The sequence below is a fragment of the Streptomyces sp. NPDC052236 genome, assembly GCF_044548015.1.
Taxonomy (GTDB): domain Bacteria; phylum Actinomycetota; class Actinomycetes; order Streptomycetales; family Streptomycetaceae; genus Streptomyces.
The window spans coordinates 25,679-43,014 of record NZ_JBIUBL010000008.1 but is presented as its reverse complement, the minus strand read 5'-3'; the positions used below and the strand labels follow the sequence as shown (position 1 = coordinate 43,014).

At 69.8% G+C, this 17,336-nt stretch carries 16 protein-coding genes; 6 read left to right on the top strand and 10 right to left on the bottom strand.

What is annotated here, in order from left to right; all coding sequences use genetic code 11:
* Positions 1-4 precede the first annotated feature (4 nt).
* Positions 5-658: a TetR/AcrR family transcriptional regulator gene (locus ACIHCQ_RS15540; protein WP_399662141.1), complete on the top strand. Its 654-nt coding sequence runs from the start codon at positions 5-7 to the stop codon at positions 656-658.
* Positions 645-1,157 carry a DinB family protein gene (locus ACIHCQ_RS15535; protein ID WP_399662139.1) on the top strand — a complete coding sequence of 171 codons (513 nt, stop codon included), beginning with the start codon at positions 645-647 and terminating at the stop codon, positions 1,155-1,157. The genes ACIHCQ_RS15540 and ACIHCQ_RS15535 overlap by 14 nt, the downstream gene beginning before the upstream one ends.
* Positions 1,158-1,209: 52 nt before the next feature.
* On the opposite strand, the gene ACIHCQ_RS15530 is transcribed toward ACIHCQ_RS15535, so the two are convergent.
* The 7 genes from ACIHCQ_RS15530 to ACIHCQ_RS15500 form a co-directional block, all read right to left on the bottom strand.
* A complete protein-coding gene (locus tag ACIHCQ_RS15530) occupies positions 1,210-1,647 on the bottom strand; it encodes a hypothetical protein (RefSeq protein ID WP_399662574.1) in 438 nt (145 codons plus the stop codon).
* Positions 1,648-1,862: 215 nt separating this feature from the next.
* Entirely contained in the window at positions 1,863-2,546 is a 684-nt protein-coding gene (gene ung / locus ACIHCQ_RS15525; RefSeq protein ID WP_399662137.1) for a uracil-DNA glycosylase, read from the bottom strand.
* A 68-nt stretch (positions 2,547-2,614) separates the two neighbouring features.
* The gene (locus ACIHCQ_RS15520) at positions 2,615-4,195 is read right to left on the bottom strand and encodes an ABC transporter substrate-binding protein (RefSeq protein WP_399662135.1); all 1,581 of its coding nucleotides are present in this window, start codon (positions 4,193-4,195) and stop codon (positions 2,615-2,617) included.
* Between the two features lie 115 nt (positions 4,196-4,310).
* Positions 4,311-5,108 carry an SDR family oxidoreductase gene (locus tag ACIHCQ_RS15515; protein WP_399662133.1) on the bottom strand — a complete coding sequence of 266 codons (798 nt, stop codon included), beginning with the start codon at positions 5,106-5,108 and terminating at the stop codon, positions 4,311-4,313.
* 17 nt (positions 5,109-5,125) lie between these two features.
* Positions 5,126-5,887 carry a 3-oxoacyl-ACP reductase FabG gene (gene fabG / locus ACIHCQ_RS15510; protein ID WP_399662131.1) on the bottom strand — a complete coding sequence of 254 codons (762 nt, stop codon included), beginning with the start codon at positions 5,885-5,887 and terminating at the stop codon, positions 5,126-5,128.
* Positions 5,888-6,047: 160 nt separating this feature from the next.
* On the bottom strand, positions 6,048-6,482 hold the full coding sequence (locus ACIHCQ_RS15505) for a DUF3037 domain-containing protein (RefSeq protein WP_399662129.1): 435 nt from the start codon (positions 6,480-6,482) through the stop codon (positions 6,048-6,050).
* Positions 6,479-7,294 (bottom strand): HipA family kinase, encoded by an 816-nt coding sequence (locus tag ACIHCQ_RS15500; protein WP_399662127.1) that lies wholly within the window; start codon positions 7,292-7,294, stop codon positions 6,479-6,481. The genes ACIHCQ_RS15505 and ACIHCQ_RS15500 overlap by 4 nt, the downstream gene beginning before the upstream one ends.
* Before the next feature lie 221 nt (positions 7,295-7,515).
* On the opposite strand from ACIHCQ_RS15500, the gene ACIHCQ_RS15495 reads away from it, so the two are divergent.
* Together ACIHCQ_RS15495 and ACIHCQ_RS15490 are read left to right on the top strand one after the other, a co-directional pair.
* The gene (locus tag ACIHCQ_RS15495; protein ID WP_399662572.1) at positions 7,516-11,817 is read left to right on the top strand and encodes a GH92 family glycosyl hydrolase; all 4,302 of its coding nucleotides are present in this window, start codon (positions 7,516-7,518) and stop codon (positions 11,815-11,817) included.
* Positions 11,818-11,956: 139 nt separating this feature from the next.
* The gene (locus ACIHCQ_RS15490) at positions 11,957-12,457 is read left to right on the top strand and encodes a Rieske (2Fe-2S) protein (protein ID WP_399662125.1); all 501 of its coding nucleotides are present in this window, start codon (positions 11,957-11,959) and stop codon (positions 12,455-12,457) included.
* A 335-nt stretch (positions 12,458-12,792) separates the two neighbouring features.
* On the opposite strand, the gene ACIHCQ_RS15485 is transcribed toward ACIHCQ_RS15490, so the two are convergent.
* Positions 12,793-13,455 carry a cysteine hydrolase gene (locus ACIHCQ_RS15485; RefSeq protein WP_399662123.1) on the bottom strand — a complete coding sequence of 221 codons (663 nt, stop codon included), beginning with the start codon at positions 13,453-13,455 and terminating at the stop codon, positions 12,793-12,795.
* Positions 13,456-13,545: 90 nt separating this feature from the next.
* On the opposite strand from ACIHCQ_RS15485, the gene ACIHCQ_RS15480 reads away from it, so the two are divergent.
* Positions 13,546-14,022: a pyridoxamine 5'-phosphate oxidase family protein gene (locus tag ACIHCQ_RS15480; RefSeq protein WP_399662121.1), complete on the top strand. Its 477-nt coding sequence runs from the start codon at positions 13,546-13,548 to the stop codon at positions 14,020-14,022.
* A gap of 24 nt (positions 14,023-14,046) precedes the next feature.
* On the opposite strand, the gene ACIHCQ_RS15475 is transcribed toward ACIHCQ_RS15480, so the two are convergent.
* Complete coding sequence (locus ACIHCQ_RS15475; RefSeq protein WP_399662119.1) at positions 14,047-14,961, bottom strand: LysR family transcriptional regulator; 915 nt, start codon at positions 14,959-14,961, stop codon at positions 14,047-14,049.
* A gap of 38 nt (positions 14,962-14,999) precedes the next feature.
* On the opposite strand from ACIHCQ_RS15475, the gene ACIHCQ_RS15470 reads away from it, so the two are divergent.
* Entirely contained in the window at positions 15,000-16,001 is a 1,002-nt protein-coding gene (locus tag ACIHCQ_RS15470) for a DMT family transporter (RefSeq protein WP_399662117.1), read from the top strand.
* On the opposite strand, the gene ACIHCQ_RS15465 is transcribed toward ACIHCQ_RS15470, so the two are convergent.
* Entirely contained in the window at positions 15,992-17,323 is a 1,332-nt protein-coding gene (locus ACIHCQ_RS15465; RefSeq protein ID WP_399662115.1) for an aminotransferase class I/II-fold pyridoxal phosphate-dependent enzyme, read from the bottom strand. The genes ACIHCQ_RS15470 and ACIHCQ_RS15465 overlap by 10 nt on opposite strands.
* Positions 17,324-17,336 lie beyond the last annotated feature (13 nt).

Genomic DNA, 17,336 nt, shown 5'->3' with positions numbered 1-17,336 from the left:
GGCCATGGCCCCCCGCACCGCAACGCCTCCGGGCACGTCCCGCGCCGACCTGATCGCCGACGCCGCGCTGAAGCTGCTCGCCGAGCGCGGGATGCGCGGGCTCACCCACCGGGCGGTGGACGAGGCGGCGGGACTCCCCCAAGGCTCCACGTCGAATTACGCCCGCACCCGGCAGGCACTCCTGGAGGCCGCGGTACGGCGCCAGGCGGAGCGCGAGGCGGCCGTGCTCACCCCCGACGAGATGCCTGTGCCGGAGGGCGGTCTGGAGGGGCTGGTCGACGCGCTCGCGCTGGCGCTGCACCGCTATCTGAGCCGCCATCGCGAACTGCTCGTCTCCCGCTACGAGCTGGCGCTGGAGGCCACCCGTCGGCCGGAGCTGCGGGCGTCCTACGACGCGGCAGGCAGCCGGTTCCGCGAGCCGCTCAACGCCCTCATGGCCGCGGCCGGCTCCCCCGAACCCGAGCGCCACACGCTGTCGTTGGTGGCCTGGTGCGACGGGCTGATGTTCTCCTGCGCGGCGGGTTCGTACCATGCGGCCGTCCCGGAACCGGCCGAGCTGCGCACCGGCTTCCAGGAACTGCTGCGCGGAATGCTCGGCGAAAAGTCGCTGGCCACACGGCGACCAGTGGTTCAGGATGATCGCCATGACGACACCTGAACGGACCGAACCCTCCACCCTGGCCGCCGAGCGCGAGATGCTGGACGGCTGGCTCGACTACCACCGCGCGACCCTGGAAATGAAGTGCGCGGACCTGAACGACGAGCGTCTGCGGCAGGCTTCCGCGCCACCCTCCGAGATGTCGCTGCTCGGTCTCGTGCGCCATATGGCGGAGGTCGAGCGGGGCTGGTTCCGTAACGTCCTGGCCGGCGAGGGCGTCGACTCGCTCTACTCCGAGGAGGACAGGGACGGAGACTTCCACGTCACGGAGCAGCACACCTATGCCGAGGCGTACGCCGCCTGGCAGGCCGAGATCGTACGGGCGCGGGAGCTGGCCGCCGTCCACGGCCTCGACGATGTGGGCAAGGCCCCGAGCCGACGCACCGGGGAGACATTCAATCTGCGCTGGATCATGACGCACATGATCGAGGAGTACGCGCGCCACAACGGCCACGCGGACCTGATCCGGGAGCGGATCGACGGCGCGACCGGCGACTGAGACCGGAGAGCGGAGAGCGGAGAGCGGAGAGCGGAGAGCGGAGAGCGGAAACTTACTCGCCGCGCAGCCTGAGCTCCAGCCGGTCGATCGCGGCGCGGACGCCGTTTCCGTATCCGTCGTCCCCCAGCGCGTCCGTCGCCGCGCGCGCCCGGTCGAGATGGAGCCGCGCCGCCTCGGGGCTCCGCAGCTTCACATAGTCGGCGGCGAGATTGAGATGGAGCGAGGGGTAGAAGGCCCACACCGCCGGCGCGCCCTGGCCCCGGTCCGGCCACTCGTCCCGTACTCCCTCCGCCGCGGCCAGCGCCCGCAGGTCCCACATGAGCTCGTCGCCCGGGTCGTCCTGGGTGTCGGCCATATAGTGCGCCAGCGTGCAGCGGTGGAACGGATCACCGTCCTCGCCGAGCTCCGACCAGAGCGCGCCGAAACGGTTGCGCGCCTCCTCGCGGTCACCGCCGTGCAGCAGCATGATCGCCTGGCCGATCCGCGTCATGACGGCGTCCCCCGACCACTCCTGCGGTTCCTGCTGCTCCTGCTGCTGCTCCTGCTCCTGCTCCTGCTCCTGCTCCTGCACTGCGGTCTCCCACGTCCGTGCGGCGAATTGCGACCGCGGCGTCAGCTCACGACGCGACGCTAGCGGCCACGGCCGCCAAAGGCCCACAGGCTCGGGCAGGGGCCCGAGCCTGTCAGCCGGGTGCGCGACAAGACTCAGCCGAGGTCCGGAATCCGCCAGTCGACGGTCTCGTGCCCCTGCGCCGCGATCGCCTCGTTGATCTGCGTGAACGGACGGGAGCCGAAGAACTTCTTCGCCGAGAGCGGCGAGGGGTGCGCGCCCTTCACCACCACATGCCGCGTCTCGTCGATCAGCGGCAGCTTCTTCTGCGCATAGTTCCCCCAGAGCACGAACACCGCCGGGTCGGGCCGCTCCGCCACGGCGCGGATCACCGCGTCCGTAAACCGCTCCCACCCCTTGCCCTTGTGGGAGTTGGCCTCGCCGCCCCGGACCGTCAGCACCGCGTTGAGCAGCAGGACGCCCTGCTGTGCCCATGGCATCAGATAGCCGTTGTCCGGGATGGGGAGACCGAGGTCGTCCCTTATCTCCTTGTAGATGTTCCGCAGGGAGGGCGGGACCCTGACGCCGGGCCGCACCGAGAAGCAGAGGCCGTGCCCCTGCCCCTCTCCGTGGTACGGGTCCTGGCCGAGGATCAACACCTTCACCTGGTCGTACGGCGTGGCGTCCAGCGCGGCGAAGACCTCTTCGCGCGGCGGATAGACCGGCCCCCGCGCCCGCTCCTCCTCGACGAATTCGGTGAGCTCCTTGAAGTAGGGCTTCTGCAGCTCTTCGCCGAGGACGCCGCGCCAGGACTCGGGCAGCATGTGGGTGTCGGTCACGTCAACAACCTCCGGAATACGATCAGTTCTCAACCACAGAACTTACCGGGGGCCACTGACAATCGCCGCTACCAGCTCGCCTTGCGGTACAGCTCCCACACTTGCATGATCGTCTGCGGGTCCATGGCACGCTCGCCGCCGCCGATCTCCTCACTCGCCGCGATGTACACCTTGCCCTGCCACAGCGGCAGCAGGCGCACATCATCCACCAGGACCTCCTGCGCCGCGTCGAACTGCTTGGCGACCGCCGCGCGATCGCTCTCGCGCCGGGACTCCTGCAGCGCCTGGGCGATCTCAGGGCTCTTGTACGGCGTGTTGAGCGCGTTCTTCTCGCCGACGAACGGCGCGATGAAGTTGTCCGGGTCCGGGAAGTCCGGGAACCAGCCACGGCCGAATACGGGGTACTCGCCCTTCTTGTAGCCCTCCTGGTACTCCGTCCACGGCTTGGACTGCAGCGTGATCGTGAACAGCCCCGAGCCGTCGAGCTGCCGCTTCAGCTCGGCGAACTCGTCCTTGGTCGAGGAGCCGTAGCGGTCGGTGGTGTACCAGAACGTCAGCGGCACCGGCTCGGTGATGCCCGCGTCCTCGAGGATGTCCTTCGCCTTGGCCACATCCGGCTCGCCGAAGCGGTCGTAGAACTTGGTGGTGTGCCCGAAGATGCCCTTGGGGACCATCGAGTACAGCGGTTCCGCCGTGCCCTTGTAGGCCGTGGCGACGAGCGCGCCCCGGTCGACGACCTGCGCAACCGCGCGCCGTACGGCGAGCTTGCCGGCCATCGGGTCGCTGGGGTTGAAGACGAGGTAGCGGATGTCGGCGCCGACGGTCTCCACCAGCTGAAGGTGATCGAGCTCCGGCTTTCCCCCCTGCTGGAGCTCCACGATCTCCTGCGCGTTCAGACCACGGTTGATCGCGTCGATCTGCTTCTTCTTGAGCGCGTCCAGCATCACTTCGGACTCACTGAAGTACCGGATGGTGACGGCGTCGTTCTTGAGCTTCGCGAACCCCTGGTACTTGGGGTTCTTGGACAGCACGGCCCGGTCGCCCTTTTTGTACGAGTCCATGGCATACGGCCCGGAGCCGGTGAGCTTGCCGTCCTCGCGGAGCTTGTCCGCGGGGTACAGCTTGGGCGGCACCATGGCCATCGCGGGCGTGGCGAGGATGAACGGGAACGTGGCGTCCGCGGCGTTGAGGCGGAACGTCACAATGCGGTCGCCGGTGGTCTCGACCTTCGCCAGCGACCCCAGCAGACCGTTGGGACCGCCCTCGACATCGATCTTCTTGATCCGGTCGATGGAGTGCTTCACGGCGGCGGCGTCGAGCTTCTCTCCGTTGGAGAACTCCAGCCCCTCACGCAGCTCGCACTGGAAGGTCTGATTGCCGGTGTCCGTGAACCGGCAGCTCTTCGCCGCGTCGGGCTGCGGCGTCGTACTGTCGGTGGGAAAGCTCAGCAGCGTCTGATAGACGTTGCGGAACAGCTCCCATGAACCGTCCCAGGCAGCGGCAGGATCGAGTGTGGTGGGCTCACTCATCGTGCCGACTGACAGCTTCTGCTCGCCTTCTGCGTCCCCGTCCGAAAACAGGCCGCATCCGGCGAGCAGGGATATGGACGCTAGGGCTGCAACGGCCTGCAGACTGGTCCGGTAGAACACGTGCACGCTCCTAGGTGAGCCATGGATCGGCCGACCATACCGCAGGGCCCCGCCGGGGCAACCGCCCGGCCCGGCGGGGCACTTCCGCATTCAGGAACAAATCACCCAGAGCGGCTCAGTGAACGCCCGCATTCAGGAAGATACCCCCGTCCACCACCAGGGTCTGGCCGGTGATCCAGTCCGACTGATCTGAGGTGAGGAACGCGGCGGCACCCCCGATGTCCTCCGGCACACCGAGCCTTCCCAAGGGATACGCGGCGGCTGCCTCCGCCTCCCGGCCCTCGTACAGCGCCTGCGCGAACTTCGTCTTGATCACGGCGGGCGCGATCGCGTTGACCCGGACACCCGGGGCGAACTCGTGCGCCAGCTGGAGCGTGAGATTGACCATGGCGGCCTTGCTCATGCCGTACGCGGCGATGAAGGGCGAGGCGGAGAGGCCCGCGACCGAGGCGATGTTCACGATCGCGCCGCCGTTCTCCTTCTGCCAGGCCTTCCAGGTCTGCTGCGCGAAGCCGAGCGCCGAAATCACGTTGGTCTCGAAGACCTTGCGCGCCACGTTCAGGTCGAGCTCGGCGAGCGGGCCGAAGACCGGGTTCGTACCGGCGTTGTTGATCAGGAAGTCGACGCGGCCGAACGCCTCCATGGCGCGTTCGACCGCGACCTGCTGATGGGCCTCGTCATGGGCCTTGCCCGCGACGGCGATCACCCGGTCCGCGCCGAGCCGCTCCACGGCGTCCTTGAGCGCGTCCTCGCCGCGGCCGGTGATGCACACCCGGTCGCCGCGGGCGACGAGCGCCTCGGCGACGCCGTAGCCGATGCCGCGGCTCCCGCCGGTGACCAGCGCGACCTTTCCGCTGTCCATTACCCGTACTGCCTCTGCTGCCTCTGCCGGCTCTGCTGTCTCTTCGGTCATGTCTGTCACCTCCGGATTCAGTTGAGCGGTCCGCCGGCCACGTACATGACCTGGCCGGAGACAAACCCGGCATCATCGCCCGTGAAGAACGCGATGGCGCCCGCGACGTCCTCGGGGTAACCGACGCGCTGGACCGGGATCTGGCTGGCCGCCGCGGCCTGGAACTCCTCGAATCCCATGCCGACGCGCGCCGCCGTCTCGGCCGTCATCTCGGTGACGATGAATCCGGGCGCGACGGCGTTGGCGGTGACGCCGAACTTGCCGAGCTCCTTGGCGAGCGTCTTGGTGAAGCCCTGGAGACCGGCCTTGACGGCGGAGTAGTTGGCCTGGCCGCGGTTGCCGAGTGCCGAGCTGGAGGACAGCGAGACGATACGGCCGAACCCGGCGTCCACCATGTGCTTCTGGCAGGCTTTGGCCATCAGGAACGCGCCCTTGAGGTGGACGTCGACCACGGTGTCCCAGTCGGACTCGCTCATCTTGAAGAGCAGGTTGTCGCGGAGCACGCCCGCGTTGTTGACGAGGATCGTGGGCGCGCCGAGCTCGGCGGCGACGCGCGCCACGGCGGACTCCACCTGGGCGCCCTTCGACACGTCACAGCCGACCGCGAGGGCCTTGCCGCCCGCCGCGGTGATCTTCTCGACGGTCTCCGCGCAGGCCGCCTCGTCGAGGTCGAGCACTGCTACGGCGCGGCCCTGTGCCGCCAGCCGTACCGCGGTGGCGGCGCCAATGCCACGCGCCGCCCCGGTCACGATGGCAACACGCTGCTCGGTGGTGGACATGCTGGTTCTCCTCGCCCTTGAAATGCGGCCCATGCGGTACGACCCGGTGGTGAGCGAACGGGTGAGCAACCGCTTAGTACCTTCAGCAGACGAGACGCTAGAAGCCCTGGCACCCGGTGTCAACGGCCAAGCGCGCGCGCCAGGGCGCGTCACACCGCGTTCAGCGCACCAGCAGCTGGAACAGCCGCTCGATCTCGGACTCGGGATCGGCGGTCAGGCCACTGTGCACGGGCCCCGGCTGTACGACGGTGGAGCGCGGCGCGATCAGCCACCGGAAGCGCCGCCCCGGCTCGTCCCGCGCGGCCTGGCCCGCGTCCGCGCCGCCCCGGCAGACGCCCTCGACTGCGCGCAGCGCGGCACGTACGCCGGTGACGTCGGCGCCGGGGTCCAGCGCCTTCAGTTTCGACTCGTCCAGATACGTACGGGCGGCGACGAAGGACTTGGCGCGGCAGTAGACCACCACGCCGGCGTTGAAGCACTCGCCGCGCTCGACGCGCGGCACGACCCACAGCAGCGCGTACTCGAAGACGTCACGGACCTGACGCGCGTCACGGACTTGCCGGCCGTCACGGACTTGGTGGTTCCGCTCGCTCACTTGGCGCCGTCCTTCCCGGTCAGCCAGCCGGGCGCCCGCGAGGGCCGGTCCTTGGGCGGCGAGTCCAGGGTGATACGGGTGTGGATCGTCGCGGCGCGCGGCAGCAGTGCCTCGACATACGCCCGGCGCAGCGCGTCCGTGGTCGCGAACCCCGGCTCGTCGACCAGCCACTCGCCGGGAACGTCGGCGGCGATCTCGGTCAGCAGCTCCTCGGTGACGAGCGGCGCGAGCTCGGCGGCGGCGGACGTGATATCGGGCCCGAAGGGCGCGAGGGCGTGGTCCGAGGCGTCGTACGGCTTGGCGGCGGAGGCCTCGGCGCCCGCCCAGTTGTGCTGCCAGATCATGGTGGCCCCGTGGTCGATGAGCCACAGGTCGCCGTGCCAGATCAGCATGTTCGGATTGCGCCAGGAGCGGTCGACGTTGTTGATCAGCGCGTCGAACCAGACGACCTTGCCCGCCTGCGCCGCGTCCACCTCGTAGGCGAGGGGATCGAAGCCCAGCGACCCGGGCAGGAAGTCCATGCCGAGGTTCAGCCCGCCGCTTGCCTTCAGCAGATCCTGCACCTCCTCGTCGGGCTCGGCGAGACCGATGACGGGGTCAAGCTGGATGGTGACCAGCTCGGGCACACGCAGCCCGAGCCGCCGCCCCAGCTCTCCGCAGATGATTTCGGCGATCAGGGTCTTGCGACCCTGTCCCGCGCCGGTGAACTTCATGACGTACGTACCGAGATCGTCGGCCTCGACGATGCCCGGAAGCGAGCCGCCCTCACGCAAAGGCGTGACATAGCGGGTCGCTGTGACTTCGGAAAGCATTTCCCCAGACTATCCGTCAGGGCTTCGTGTCCGGTTCACTGGTCCGTTGTCGTCGGGCCTTCCGTTCGACCAGCTCAGACAGCATCGTGGTGCCGGCAATCCGCAACTCGTTGAACACCGAGAGGACCCACATGTGGCCTTTGGCCTCAAGGGCGTTGTCTTCGCGCCCCCTCACCGCTCGCTCCGGTCCCCCCAGACGCGACCACCTCCTGGTGACGGCCATGGCGGCGGGCGCGCTCATCGCGGGTCTCGTACCCGCCACGGCCGCGGCGTCCGGGGCCGCCTCCGCCTCCGGCTCCCGCTCCGAGTCCCGGATCAGCGCGTTCGACGCGGTCGATCCGTTCATCGGGACGGAACTGGACACCACGCAGAACAAGGGCAACAGCGCATACGGCAACACCTGGCCGGGGGCGACCGTCCCGTTCGGCATGGTGCAGTCGAGCCCCACCACCTACCGCTCGGGCGACGGTGACCAGAAGGGCGGGTACGAGTACACCGCCGACAAGCTCCGCGGCTTCGGGATGACGCGGCTGTCCGGCACGGGCTGCGAGGGCCGTTTCAGCGCCTTCGACTTCCCGGTGCTGCCGTACACCGGCGCCCTGAACAACGGCGCGCTGCCGACGAGCCCGGCCACCGCCATCACCGACTACTACCTCGGCTTCGACCACGATGGTGAGAAGGCGGATCCCGGCTACTACTCGGTGTCGCTTGACAACGATGTCAAGGCCGAGTTGACCGCAACCACCCGTACGTCCGTGAGCCGCTTCGACTTCCCCTCCAGGGGCAAGTCCGGCGGCAGTTCGGACAGCGGCTCCACGCTGATCCTGGATGTGGCCGGCTCGAACAACCGGGTCTTCGACAGCGAAGTGACCGTCGCCGGCAACACCGTCAGCGGCTGGGTCGAAACCGCCTCGGTGTGCGACGAGGGCGGACGGTACAAGGCCCACTTCTCGGCCACCTTCGACCGGCCCGTACGCTCCTACGGCACCTGGAAGGGCGACACCGTCACCCCGGGCGCCGCCACCGCCCGCAGCGGGGCGGTCAAGCACGGCGCCGGCGCCTACCTCGTCTTCGACAAGGGCGCCGAGGTCACCGCCAGAACCGGCCTCAGCTACGTCAGCGTCGACAACGCCGCCCGTAACGCCGCGGCCGAGGCCGGCAGGCACAGCAGCTTCGACCGGGTGCGCGCCGACGCCGCCCGGCTGTGGCGGGACTCGCTCGACACGGTCGACGCCAAGGGCGGCACCAAGGACGAGCGGGTGAAGTTCTACACGGCGCTCTACCACGCGCTCCTGCACCCCAACACCTTTGACGACGTCAACGGCGAGTACCCCGGCTACGACGGCAAGGTGCACAAGGTCGCCAAGGGCCGCCACCACTACGTCACCTACGCGGGCTGGGACACCTACCGCGGCCAGGCGCAGCTCACCGCCCTGCTCTTCCCCAAGGTCGGCAGCGATATCAACCAGTCCATCGTGGACATGGTCCAGCAGACCGGCACCTGGTCGAACTGGCCGCACCTCAACCAGGCGCAGCAGAAGATGAGCGGCGACTCCCTCCAGTCCGTCGTCTCCTCCGTCGACGCGTTCGGCTCCACGGATTACGACCGCGGGGCGGCGCTCGCCTCGATGGTCGACACCCAGACGCTGCCCGCGGACAGCACGCGGCGCGCCCACGCCTACCAGTACGCCGGCGCCGGATTCATCGAGAGCCGCAAGGCCGATGCGGCGACGTCCAAGACCCTTGAGTACGCGATTGACGACTTCGGGATCGCCCAGCTCGCCCAGCGGCTCGGCGACCGGAGCGCGTACGAGCAGTTCATGGCGCGGGCTCAGAGCTGGCAGAACGTCTTCGACGACCAGACCCGCCAGATCCGTCCCCGGGACCGCAACGGGTTCAACCGGGCGTTCGCCCTCGGTGAGCGCGGCGACCAGTTCGAGCAGGCCACCGGCCACCAGTACGGCTGGATGGTGCCGCACAACGTCTCCACGCTGATCGAGAAGCGCGGCGGCCTGCAGACCGTCACCGCCGCGCTGGACGAGCACACGCGCCGGCTGGACGCCGGGGTGTACGGCACGACCGGCGCCTATCTCTCCAACCAGCCGAGCTTCAGCATGCCTTACGTCTACAACTGGCTCCGCCAGCCGCACCGGACGACCGATGTGCTGCGCCGCGCCGTCACCGAGATGTACGACACCACGCCGTCCGGCCTGCCGGGCAACGACGACCTCGGCTCGCTCAGCGCCTGGTACGTATGGGCCAGCCTCGGCCTCTCGCCGTCGATCTACGGCACCTCGAACCTCGTGGTCAGCTCGCCGATGTTCGAGCGCATCACCATCGACAGCGCCGACAGCCGCCGTACCCTCACCCTCAAGGCGCCGGGCGCCGGCGGGGACGCGAAGTATGTGACCGGCCTGAAGGTCGACCGCAAGTCCACCACGCGCTCCTGGCTCAGCGAGGACTTCACCCGCAAGGGCGGGACGCTCGACTTCACGATGTCCAGGACCCCGGGCACCTGGGGAACGGGCGCGGCCGATGTCCCGCCGTCGTACACCGACGGAGGCGACGCGCGGAACAACACCGGCACCACCCCGGACGGACAGGGCAACACCGGCTCGCTCGACCTGAGCGACAGCTCGCTCTCGCGCGAGAAGCTCGCGGCGGCGGGCGCGGGGCCCGGCGGGCGACTGCCGCTCGGCGACACCGGTGTCAGCTTCACCTGGCCCGACAGCGCTCCCGGCAAGCCCGACAACTGGATTCCGCACGGCCAGCGCATCGACATGAAGAACAGCCAGGGAACGGCGAACGCCACCGGTATCTCCTTCCTGGGACTCGCCACCAACGGCCCCTCGCAGGGCACCGCGGTCGTCGAATACACGGATGGCTCCACCCAGAACGTGGCCGTACAACTCACCGACTGGACCCCGGGCACGAACTACCAGTTCGGCAACACCCCGCTGGTCACCACGGCAGGACGCAACAAGGCCGACGCCGCCCCCGACACCGCGCAGGCGAAGGTGTTCGGCACGAAGCCGCAGCTCCTCGACCCCAGTAAGCGCGTCGCGGCCGTCGTCCTGCCGCGGGGCAGCGACCGCGGCATCATGCACATCTTCGACGTCGCGCTCACCACGAACCCCGACCTGGCGGCACCCGAGGCGCTGCCCGAGCGGATCGTGCTGACGCCGACCGAGAAGGCCGAGAACTCGCAGGCCTTCACCTGGCGCACCGGGTCCGCGCTGACCTCCGGCGAGGTGCAGCTGCGCAAGGCGGGCACCGACACCTGGCGGACCGTCCCGGCGCGCGGCAATGAGGAGCTGATCAGCGGCGGTGTGCCGGTACGCACCCACTCGGCGGTGGTGGACGGGCTGGCGCCCGGCACGGCGTACGAGTACCGCGTCGGCACCGGGAAGTGGTTCAGCAGGACGTACGCCTTCACGACGGCACGGCCGGCGGGCGAGGAGTTCACCTTCCTCTACTTCGGTGACGCGCAGAACGACCTGACGGCCACATGGGCGCCTGTCGTCAAACAGGCCTACACCCGCTATCCCGACGCCGTGGGCAGCGTCAACGCCGGCGACCTCGTCAATTCCTCGGGCAACGACAGCGAGTGGCGCGACTGGTTCGGCGCCATGGACGGCTACAGCCAGACCGGCAATGTGATCGCCGCGCCCGGCAACCACGAGTACAACGGGGACGCCTTCCTCAAGACCTGGAAGTCGACCTTCGAGTACCCCGCCAACGGGCCCCGGGCGACCCCGGCGGCCGATGACAGCCCCGCGGAGCGCCGGCGCGCCGCCTATGAGGCACATATGGCCAAGGTGCTCACGGAGACCGCGTGCTACAACGACTACCAGGGCGTACGGTTCATCACGCTCAACGCGAGCACGGGCGACGCCCGCGCGCTGATGACGCCGGACAACCTGCCCGCCTGCACCACGGGCTGCCCCGATCCGGAGAAGCTCTGGCTCGACCTCCAGGGGCGCTGGCTCGACGGGATCCTCGGCAACAACCCCAATAAATGGGCTGTGGCCGTCTTCCATCAGCCGGTCTTCTCGGGCGCCGAAGGCCGTGACGAGAAGCCTGTGCGGGACGCGTGGCTCCCGGTGTTCCAGCGGGGCGACATCGATCTCGTACTGATGGGCCACGACCATGTCTACGCCCGTGGGTATGTGAACGCGGACGCGACCGCGACACCCGGCGTGACGACCGGCCCGGTCTACGCGGTCGCCATCTCCGGGCCCAAGTATTACGAGCAGGCCCCGGCGGGCGACAACGTCTGGACGCGCAATGGCGCGACCCAGGTCGCGACGGCCGGCCACACCTCCACCTTTCAGGGGATCAGGGTCACCGCGAACCAGATCCGCTACGAGTCGGTCGTCGCCGCGAAGTGGGACGACCGGTCCACGACCGACAAGGAGGTGGGCGAGGTGCTGGACTCCTTCACGATCACCAAGTACGACGACGGGACGAAGTATGTGACCGAGGACGGCGTACCGATCCCGCCCCAGTCCGCCAAGCGCTAGGCGCGCGCGTTCGTCACCTAGCGCGGCGTCATAACTTCGGAGAGTATTGACTCACTGATCATTTGAACGTCGGACGTCCGCTTCCCGTACAACTTTCAAGAACCGGCCAACGACTATTGACCTTTGAGAGGGATCCACCATGACCCGATCGCAAGGGCCAGCACGGACCATCGCCCGCCGTACTGTCGTCACCACATTGGGGGGAGCGGGTCTCGCCGCCGCGCTCACCGCGTGCGGCGACTCGGAGGACGGCGGGCAGTCGGCGCAGGAGCAGCCGCCGCAGCAGCCGACCGGCGGAACAGCGTCCGCCACCGCCTCCGCCGAGGCGGGCGCTGACGCGGGTGGGGGTGCCGGCACCGGCAAGGTGATCGCCAAGACGTCGGAGATCCCCGAGGGCGGCGGCAAGGTGATCGGCGATGTGGTGGTCACCCAGCCGACGGCGGGTGAGTTCAGGGCGTTCTCGTCCAAGTGCACCCACCAGGGCTGCGCGGTGAAGGGCATCGCCAATGGCGTCATCAACTGCCCGTGTCACAACAGCGAGTTCAGCGTGACGGACGGCAGCGTCAAGAAGGGGCCCGCCACCACGGCGCTGCCCCCCGCCTCGATCACCGTCGCGGGAGACTCGATCACGCTCGCGTGAGCGCGTCCGTGGCGGGCTAGGGCGTGTTTGAGAAGTCCCTCCCCCTGGACTTCGTCCGGTGGGGGTCCCCTGGGGGCACCTCCCGTGCGAAGCCACGGGGGAGAAGCCAGGGGGACCCCCAGCCCCGCGACGCCTGGCACGCGCACTCACGGTGTTGTCGGAGTCGCCCAAGCACTCCCCCAGAGCTCCGCCTGGTGGGGGTCCCCCCAGCGGAGCGAGGGGGAGTGCCCCCACCGCCTTGCGACTGCACGCACTGGGGGTACCTCCCAGGCGAAGCTCTGGGGGAGCCGCAGGGCCCGCCCCACGGGCGGACGGCGCTACTTCTCAAACACGCCCTAGCCCTGGCGTTCCCAGCAGGCGAGCACCGAGTCGGTGGTGGTGACCGTGGCGACGAGCGCGAGGGTGTTGCGGATCATCGCGGGGGTGTAGTCGGCGGGCACCCCCGCGATGGCGTCGCCCGGGACCACCGCCGTATATCCGAGGTTGACGGCGTCGAAAACGGCGTTGGGTATGGCGACGTTCGCCGAGACGCCGGTGACGACGAGGGTGCGGCAGCCGAGGTTGCGCAGCAGCGCGTCGACGTCCGTACCCGCGATGGGCGACAGACCGTGCAGTCTGCGTACGACGAGGTCCTGGTCGGCGACCTCGATGGGCGGCGCGATACGGACGGCCGTCGTGCCGGAGTGCTGCTGTACGGGCAGCCGCCCGGCCGCCCTGAAGAGCCGGGCGTTGTGGTTGGCGCCGCGGCCGTCGGGGCGGCGCTCGGCGACCGCGTGGAGTACTTGGACGCCTGCCGCGTGGGCGCCCGCGACCAGGCGAGCGACGTTGTCGAGCGCGCCCGAGGAGCGGGCCGCCTCGGCCAGTTCCGGCAGGGCGCTGTCCGGGCCGACGACTCCCCGCTGGCACTCGACGGTAAGCAGTGCGGTGGTGGCCGGTTCGAGGTCTTTCGCGAGCTGTTCGAAGGCGGGCACGGCTTCCCCTCGGGTCGCTGCGGACATGGCGTGCAGTGGGTGCATTGCGTGACGGCGGAAGACCCCCCATGATGCCTGACACAACGTCAGTCAAACACTCTCGGGAGGTGGCCGCGCATGGCCGTCACACAGCGCCGGGGCCGGCGCGTCATGATGACGCCCGGAGAGCGGGACGAGTTCCTGGCCGAGCAGCGCACCTGCCGGGTGGCCACCGTCTCCGCCGACGGCCGCCCGCATGTCACCGCCCTCTGGTTCGCCTGGGACGGCAGCGCGCTCTGGCTGTACTCGATCACGCGCAGCCGCCGCTGGGCCGAGCTGCGGCACGATCCGCGGCTCGCGGTCGTGGTGGACGAGGGCGAGGAGTACGGCGAGCTGCGCGGCGTGGAGCTCACCGGCACCGCCGTGTTCGTCGGCGAGATGCCGCGCACCGGGGAGCCGTGCCCCGAACTGGACGTACCGGAGCGCCTCTTCGCGCGGAAGAACTTCTCCCTGGACGAGATGCCGCACGACGGTCGCCACGCCTGGCTGCGGCTGACCCCCGACACGATCGCGTCCTGGGACTTCCGCAAGCTCTCACAGCCTTCACAGCCCTGAGAGCCCTGAGGGCCCTCAGAGCACTCAGGCGGCTGACCGCTCCACCTCGCTCGCGGCCTCCCGCAGCGCCTCGACCACCGCTCTGATGGACGGCCGCCGGTCGGCGTCCGCCCGCCACACCGCGTACACATGCCGCCGCATCCGCTGCCGTACGGGGACGAGCGCGACGCCCTGCGGAACGTGCCCCCGGCCGAGCCGGGGCGCGACGCACACCCCGAGCCCGGCGGCGATCAGCGCCAGCTGCGTATGGTGCTCCTCTGCGATGTGCGCGATCTTCGGCTCGACCCCCTTCGAGCGCAGCGTGAACATCAGCCACTCGTAACAGAACTCGCCTTCCGGCCAGGACACCCAGTCGTCGTCGGCGAACTCCTCAAGATCCACCTCCGCCCGGCCCGCCAGCGGATGGTCGGTGTGCATGGCGACATCGGGGATGTCGTCCAGCAGCTGGACCTGCGCGAGCCCGCCCGGCACCGGCAGCCGCTTATTGCTCCAGTCCAGGACGACGGCGAGGTCGAGGTCACCCCGGAACACCTCCCTGACGGCCCGGTCGGGCTCCACCTCGCGGCTGCGGACGCGCAGGTCGGGGTGGGCCTTGCGCAGTGCGGACAGGGCCCCGGGGAAGAGCCCGCGGACGGCCGTGGGAAAGGCTCCCATCCTCACCTCGCCGACCACCTCTCCGCGCTGCGCCTCGATGTCGGACTGCGCGAGTTCCACCTGGGACAGGATGCGCGCGGCGTGGTCGGCGAGCAGCCGGCCGGCGTCGGTCAGCCGGACGCCGCGCCCGTTCTTCGCCAGCAGCTGCTGACCGACCTCCCGTTCCAGCTTCGCCATCTGCTGGGAGACGGCGGAGGTCGTGACATGCAGTCCGTCGGCTGCTCCGCTGACCGAGCCGTGGCGGGCCAGGGCGTCGAGGGTGCGGAGGCGCTCCAGATTCAACATGTAAGCGATGCTACGCGAACACCTCAAATAATTCTCACTTGTCCTACAAGGTCGTGGAGGCCAGGGTGGACGCCATGAGCACCGCACTCCCCAGCCCCTCCCGGACCTCTCGTCCCATCCATCGATCCGCGGGCCCTCCTGCCCGCCGCCGCGCCGTCGACTGGCGTATCCGCTTCGCGGTGCTCTCGACGGTCTGGGGCTTCAGCTTCCTCCTCATCAAAGTCGGCACCGGCGCGTACGCGCCCTTCCAGGTCACCTTCGGCCGGCTCTTCTTCGGTACGGCGGTGCTGGCCGTCGCCATGGCGGTACGGCGCGACCGGCTGCCGCGCGGGCTCCGCACCTGGACGCATCTCACCGTCGCCGCCTTCCTCCTCAACGCGCTGCCGTTCTCGCTCTTCGCATACGCCGAGCTGACGATTCCCTCGACGCTCGCGGGGATCTGCAATGCGACCTCGCCGTTGTGGGGCATGGTGCTCTCGCTGGTCGCGCTCTCGGAGGACCGGCCCACCCGCCGCCGGGTCGCCGGGCTCGGCCTCGGCTTCCTTGGCGTGCTGACCGTGCTCGGCGTCTGGCAGGGCTTCTCCGGGCTCGACTTCGGCGGCACGGCGATGGCGCTGCTCGCTTCGCTGAGCTATCCGATCGGCTGGATCTATGTGCGGCGCACGCTGGCCGGCAGCAGCGCGTCGAATCTTTCGCTGACCGGTGCGCAGCTGTTGCTCGCGACCGTCCAACTGGGCGTGGTGACACCGCTGTTCACCACGGTGCCGACATCCTTTCCGCTCGTTCCGCTGCTGGCGGTGATCGCGCTCGGCGTGCTGGGGACGGGCTTCGCGCTGCTGCTCCAGTACGGGATGGTCGCCGAGGTCGGCCCGACGACCGCGCAGATGGTCACGTACTTCATTCCGGTCATCGCCACGGCGGCGGGCGTCGCGGTCCTGGACGAGCAGCTGACCTGGAACACGCCGGTCGGCGCGCTGATAGTCCTGGCGGGCGCGGCGCTCACCCAGAGCAGGCCGAAGGCGAGCGGCAGTCAGCCGTAGCTGCGGGCGGGCGCCGGGCCCGCCGCTGCCGCCACCGCGTCCGCGAGCGGCCCGATGTCGTCCATCGACAGCTCCGAGACGGTGATCCGCACGGCGGGCGGCGCGGACAGCCTGAAGCGCGCGCCCGGCGCGACCGCCCAGCCCGCCTGCAGCAGCCGCGCCACCGCCCCGGTCTCGTCGGAGACGGGCACCCAGACATGCATGCCGCTGCGCCCATGGGCCGCGATCCCCCGCCGCGCCAGCGCCTGTACGAGTCCGTCGCGCCGCTCCCCGTACGACCGCGCGACGGTACGGGGATCGACCGCGCCCGAGGCCCACAGGTGCGCAACCGCGCGCTGGAGCAGCCTGCTGACCCAGCCGGCTCCCAGCTGCTGGCGGCCCATGACCCGGTCGATGGTGGTGGAGTCGCCGGTCAGCACGGCGACCCGCAGATCAGGGCCGTACCCCTTGGCGGCGGAGCGTACGAAGGCCCAGCTGTCCGTCACCCCGGCGAGGGGGTACAGCGGCTGATCCACGATGGCGTGCCCGTGGTCGTCCTCGATGAGCAGGGTGCGGGGGAAGCGGGCGAGCACCGCCCGCAGTTCGCGGGCGCGCGCCTCGCTCACCACGGCGCCGGTCGGGTTCTGCGCCCGGTCGGTGACGACGATCGCCCTGGCGCCCGCGGTCAGCACCCGCTCCACTTCGGCGGGCAGCGGTCCGTCGTCGTCCAGCGCCATGGGTACGGGTTTCAGCCCCAGCGCGGGCACGAGGTCCAGCAGGGCGCCCCAGCCCGGGTCCTCGACGGCGACCGTGTCACCGGGCTTGAGCTGCGCGGCGAGGACCCGCTCGATGGCGTCCAGCGATCCGGAGGTGACGGCGATCGGCCCGTCGGGTACGCCGTCCGCGTCCATCCCGGCGCGCGCGAGCCGCCCGAACTCGGGGTCGACGGGGACCTGTCCGTACAGCCCGGGCTCCTGCGCATGGCGCCGGGCGGCGGCGGCGAGCGCGTCGTGCAACGGCGGCAGCAGGGCGGGGTCGGGGTTCCCGTCCCCCAGGTCCCGTACGCCGGGCGGGGCGTCGACACGCAGCGACCCGCGCGCGGTACTGGCGGGTCGCGGGCGCACCCGGCTGCCCTTGCGTCCGGCGGTCTCGATCACTCCGCGCTCCCGCAGCGTCCGGTACGCGGACGCGACGGTGTTGGGATTGACCCCGAGCTGGGTCGCCAACTCCCGCATGGGCGGCAGTATTTGCCCTGGCTCCAGCTCACCCGCGCCAACAGCGCGCTCGACGCTCGCGGCAATCTCCGATGCGCGCCGTCCGACAATCCGATATTCTCCTAGCACAAACATCAGTATG

Excerpts from the sequence above, each read along its gene's own strand:
- ACIHCQ_RS15540 (WP_399662141.1), top strand. The coding sequence starts at position 5 with ATGGCCCCCCGCACCGCAACGCCTCCGGGCACGTCCCGCGCCGACCTG.
- ACIHCQ_RS15535 (WP_399662139.1), top strand. The coding sequence starts at position 645 with ATGACGACACCTGAACGGACCGAACCCTCCACCCTGGCCGCCGAGCGC.
- ACIHCQ_RS15530 (WP_399662574.1), bottom strand. The coding sequence starts at position 1,647 with ATGACGCGGATCGGCCAGGCGATCATGCTGCTGCACGGCGGTGACCGC.
- ACIHCQ_RS15515 (WP_399662133.1), bottom strand. The coding sequence starts at position 5,108 with ATGACCGAAGAGACAGCAGAGCCGGCAGAGGCAGCAGAGGCAGTACGG.
- fabG (WP_399662131.1), bottom strand. The coding sequence starts at position 5,887 with ATGTCCACCACCGAGCAGCGTGTTGCCATCGTGACCGGGGCGGCGCGT.
- ACIHCQ_RS15500 (WP_399662127.1), bottom strand. The coding sequence starts at position 7,294 with ATGCTTTCCGAAGTCACAGCGACCCGCTATGTCACGCCTTTGCGTGAG.
- ACIHCQ_RS15495 (WP_399662572.1), top strand. The coding sequence starts at position 7,516 with ATGGCGGCGGGCGCGCTCATCGCGGGTCTCGTACCCGCCACGGCCGCG.
- ACIHCQ_RS15490 (WP_399662125.1), top strand. The coding sequence starts at position 11,957 with ATGACCCGATCGCAAGGGCCAGCACGGACCATCGCCCGCCGTACTGTC.
- ACIHCQ_RS15485 (WP_399662123.1), bottom strand. The coding sequence starts at position 13,455 with ATGTCCGCAGCGACCCGAGGGGAAGCCGTGCCCGCCTTCGAACAGCTC.
- ACIHCQ_RS15480 (WP_399662121.1), top strand. The coding sequence starts at position 13,546 with ATGGCCGTCACACAGCGCCGGGGCCGGCGCGTCATGATGACGCCCGGA.
- ACIHCQ_RS15475 (WP_399662119.1), bottom strand. The coding sequence starts at position 14,961 with ATGTTGAATCTGGAGCGCCTCCGCACCCTCGACGCCCTGGCCCGCCAC.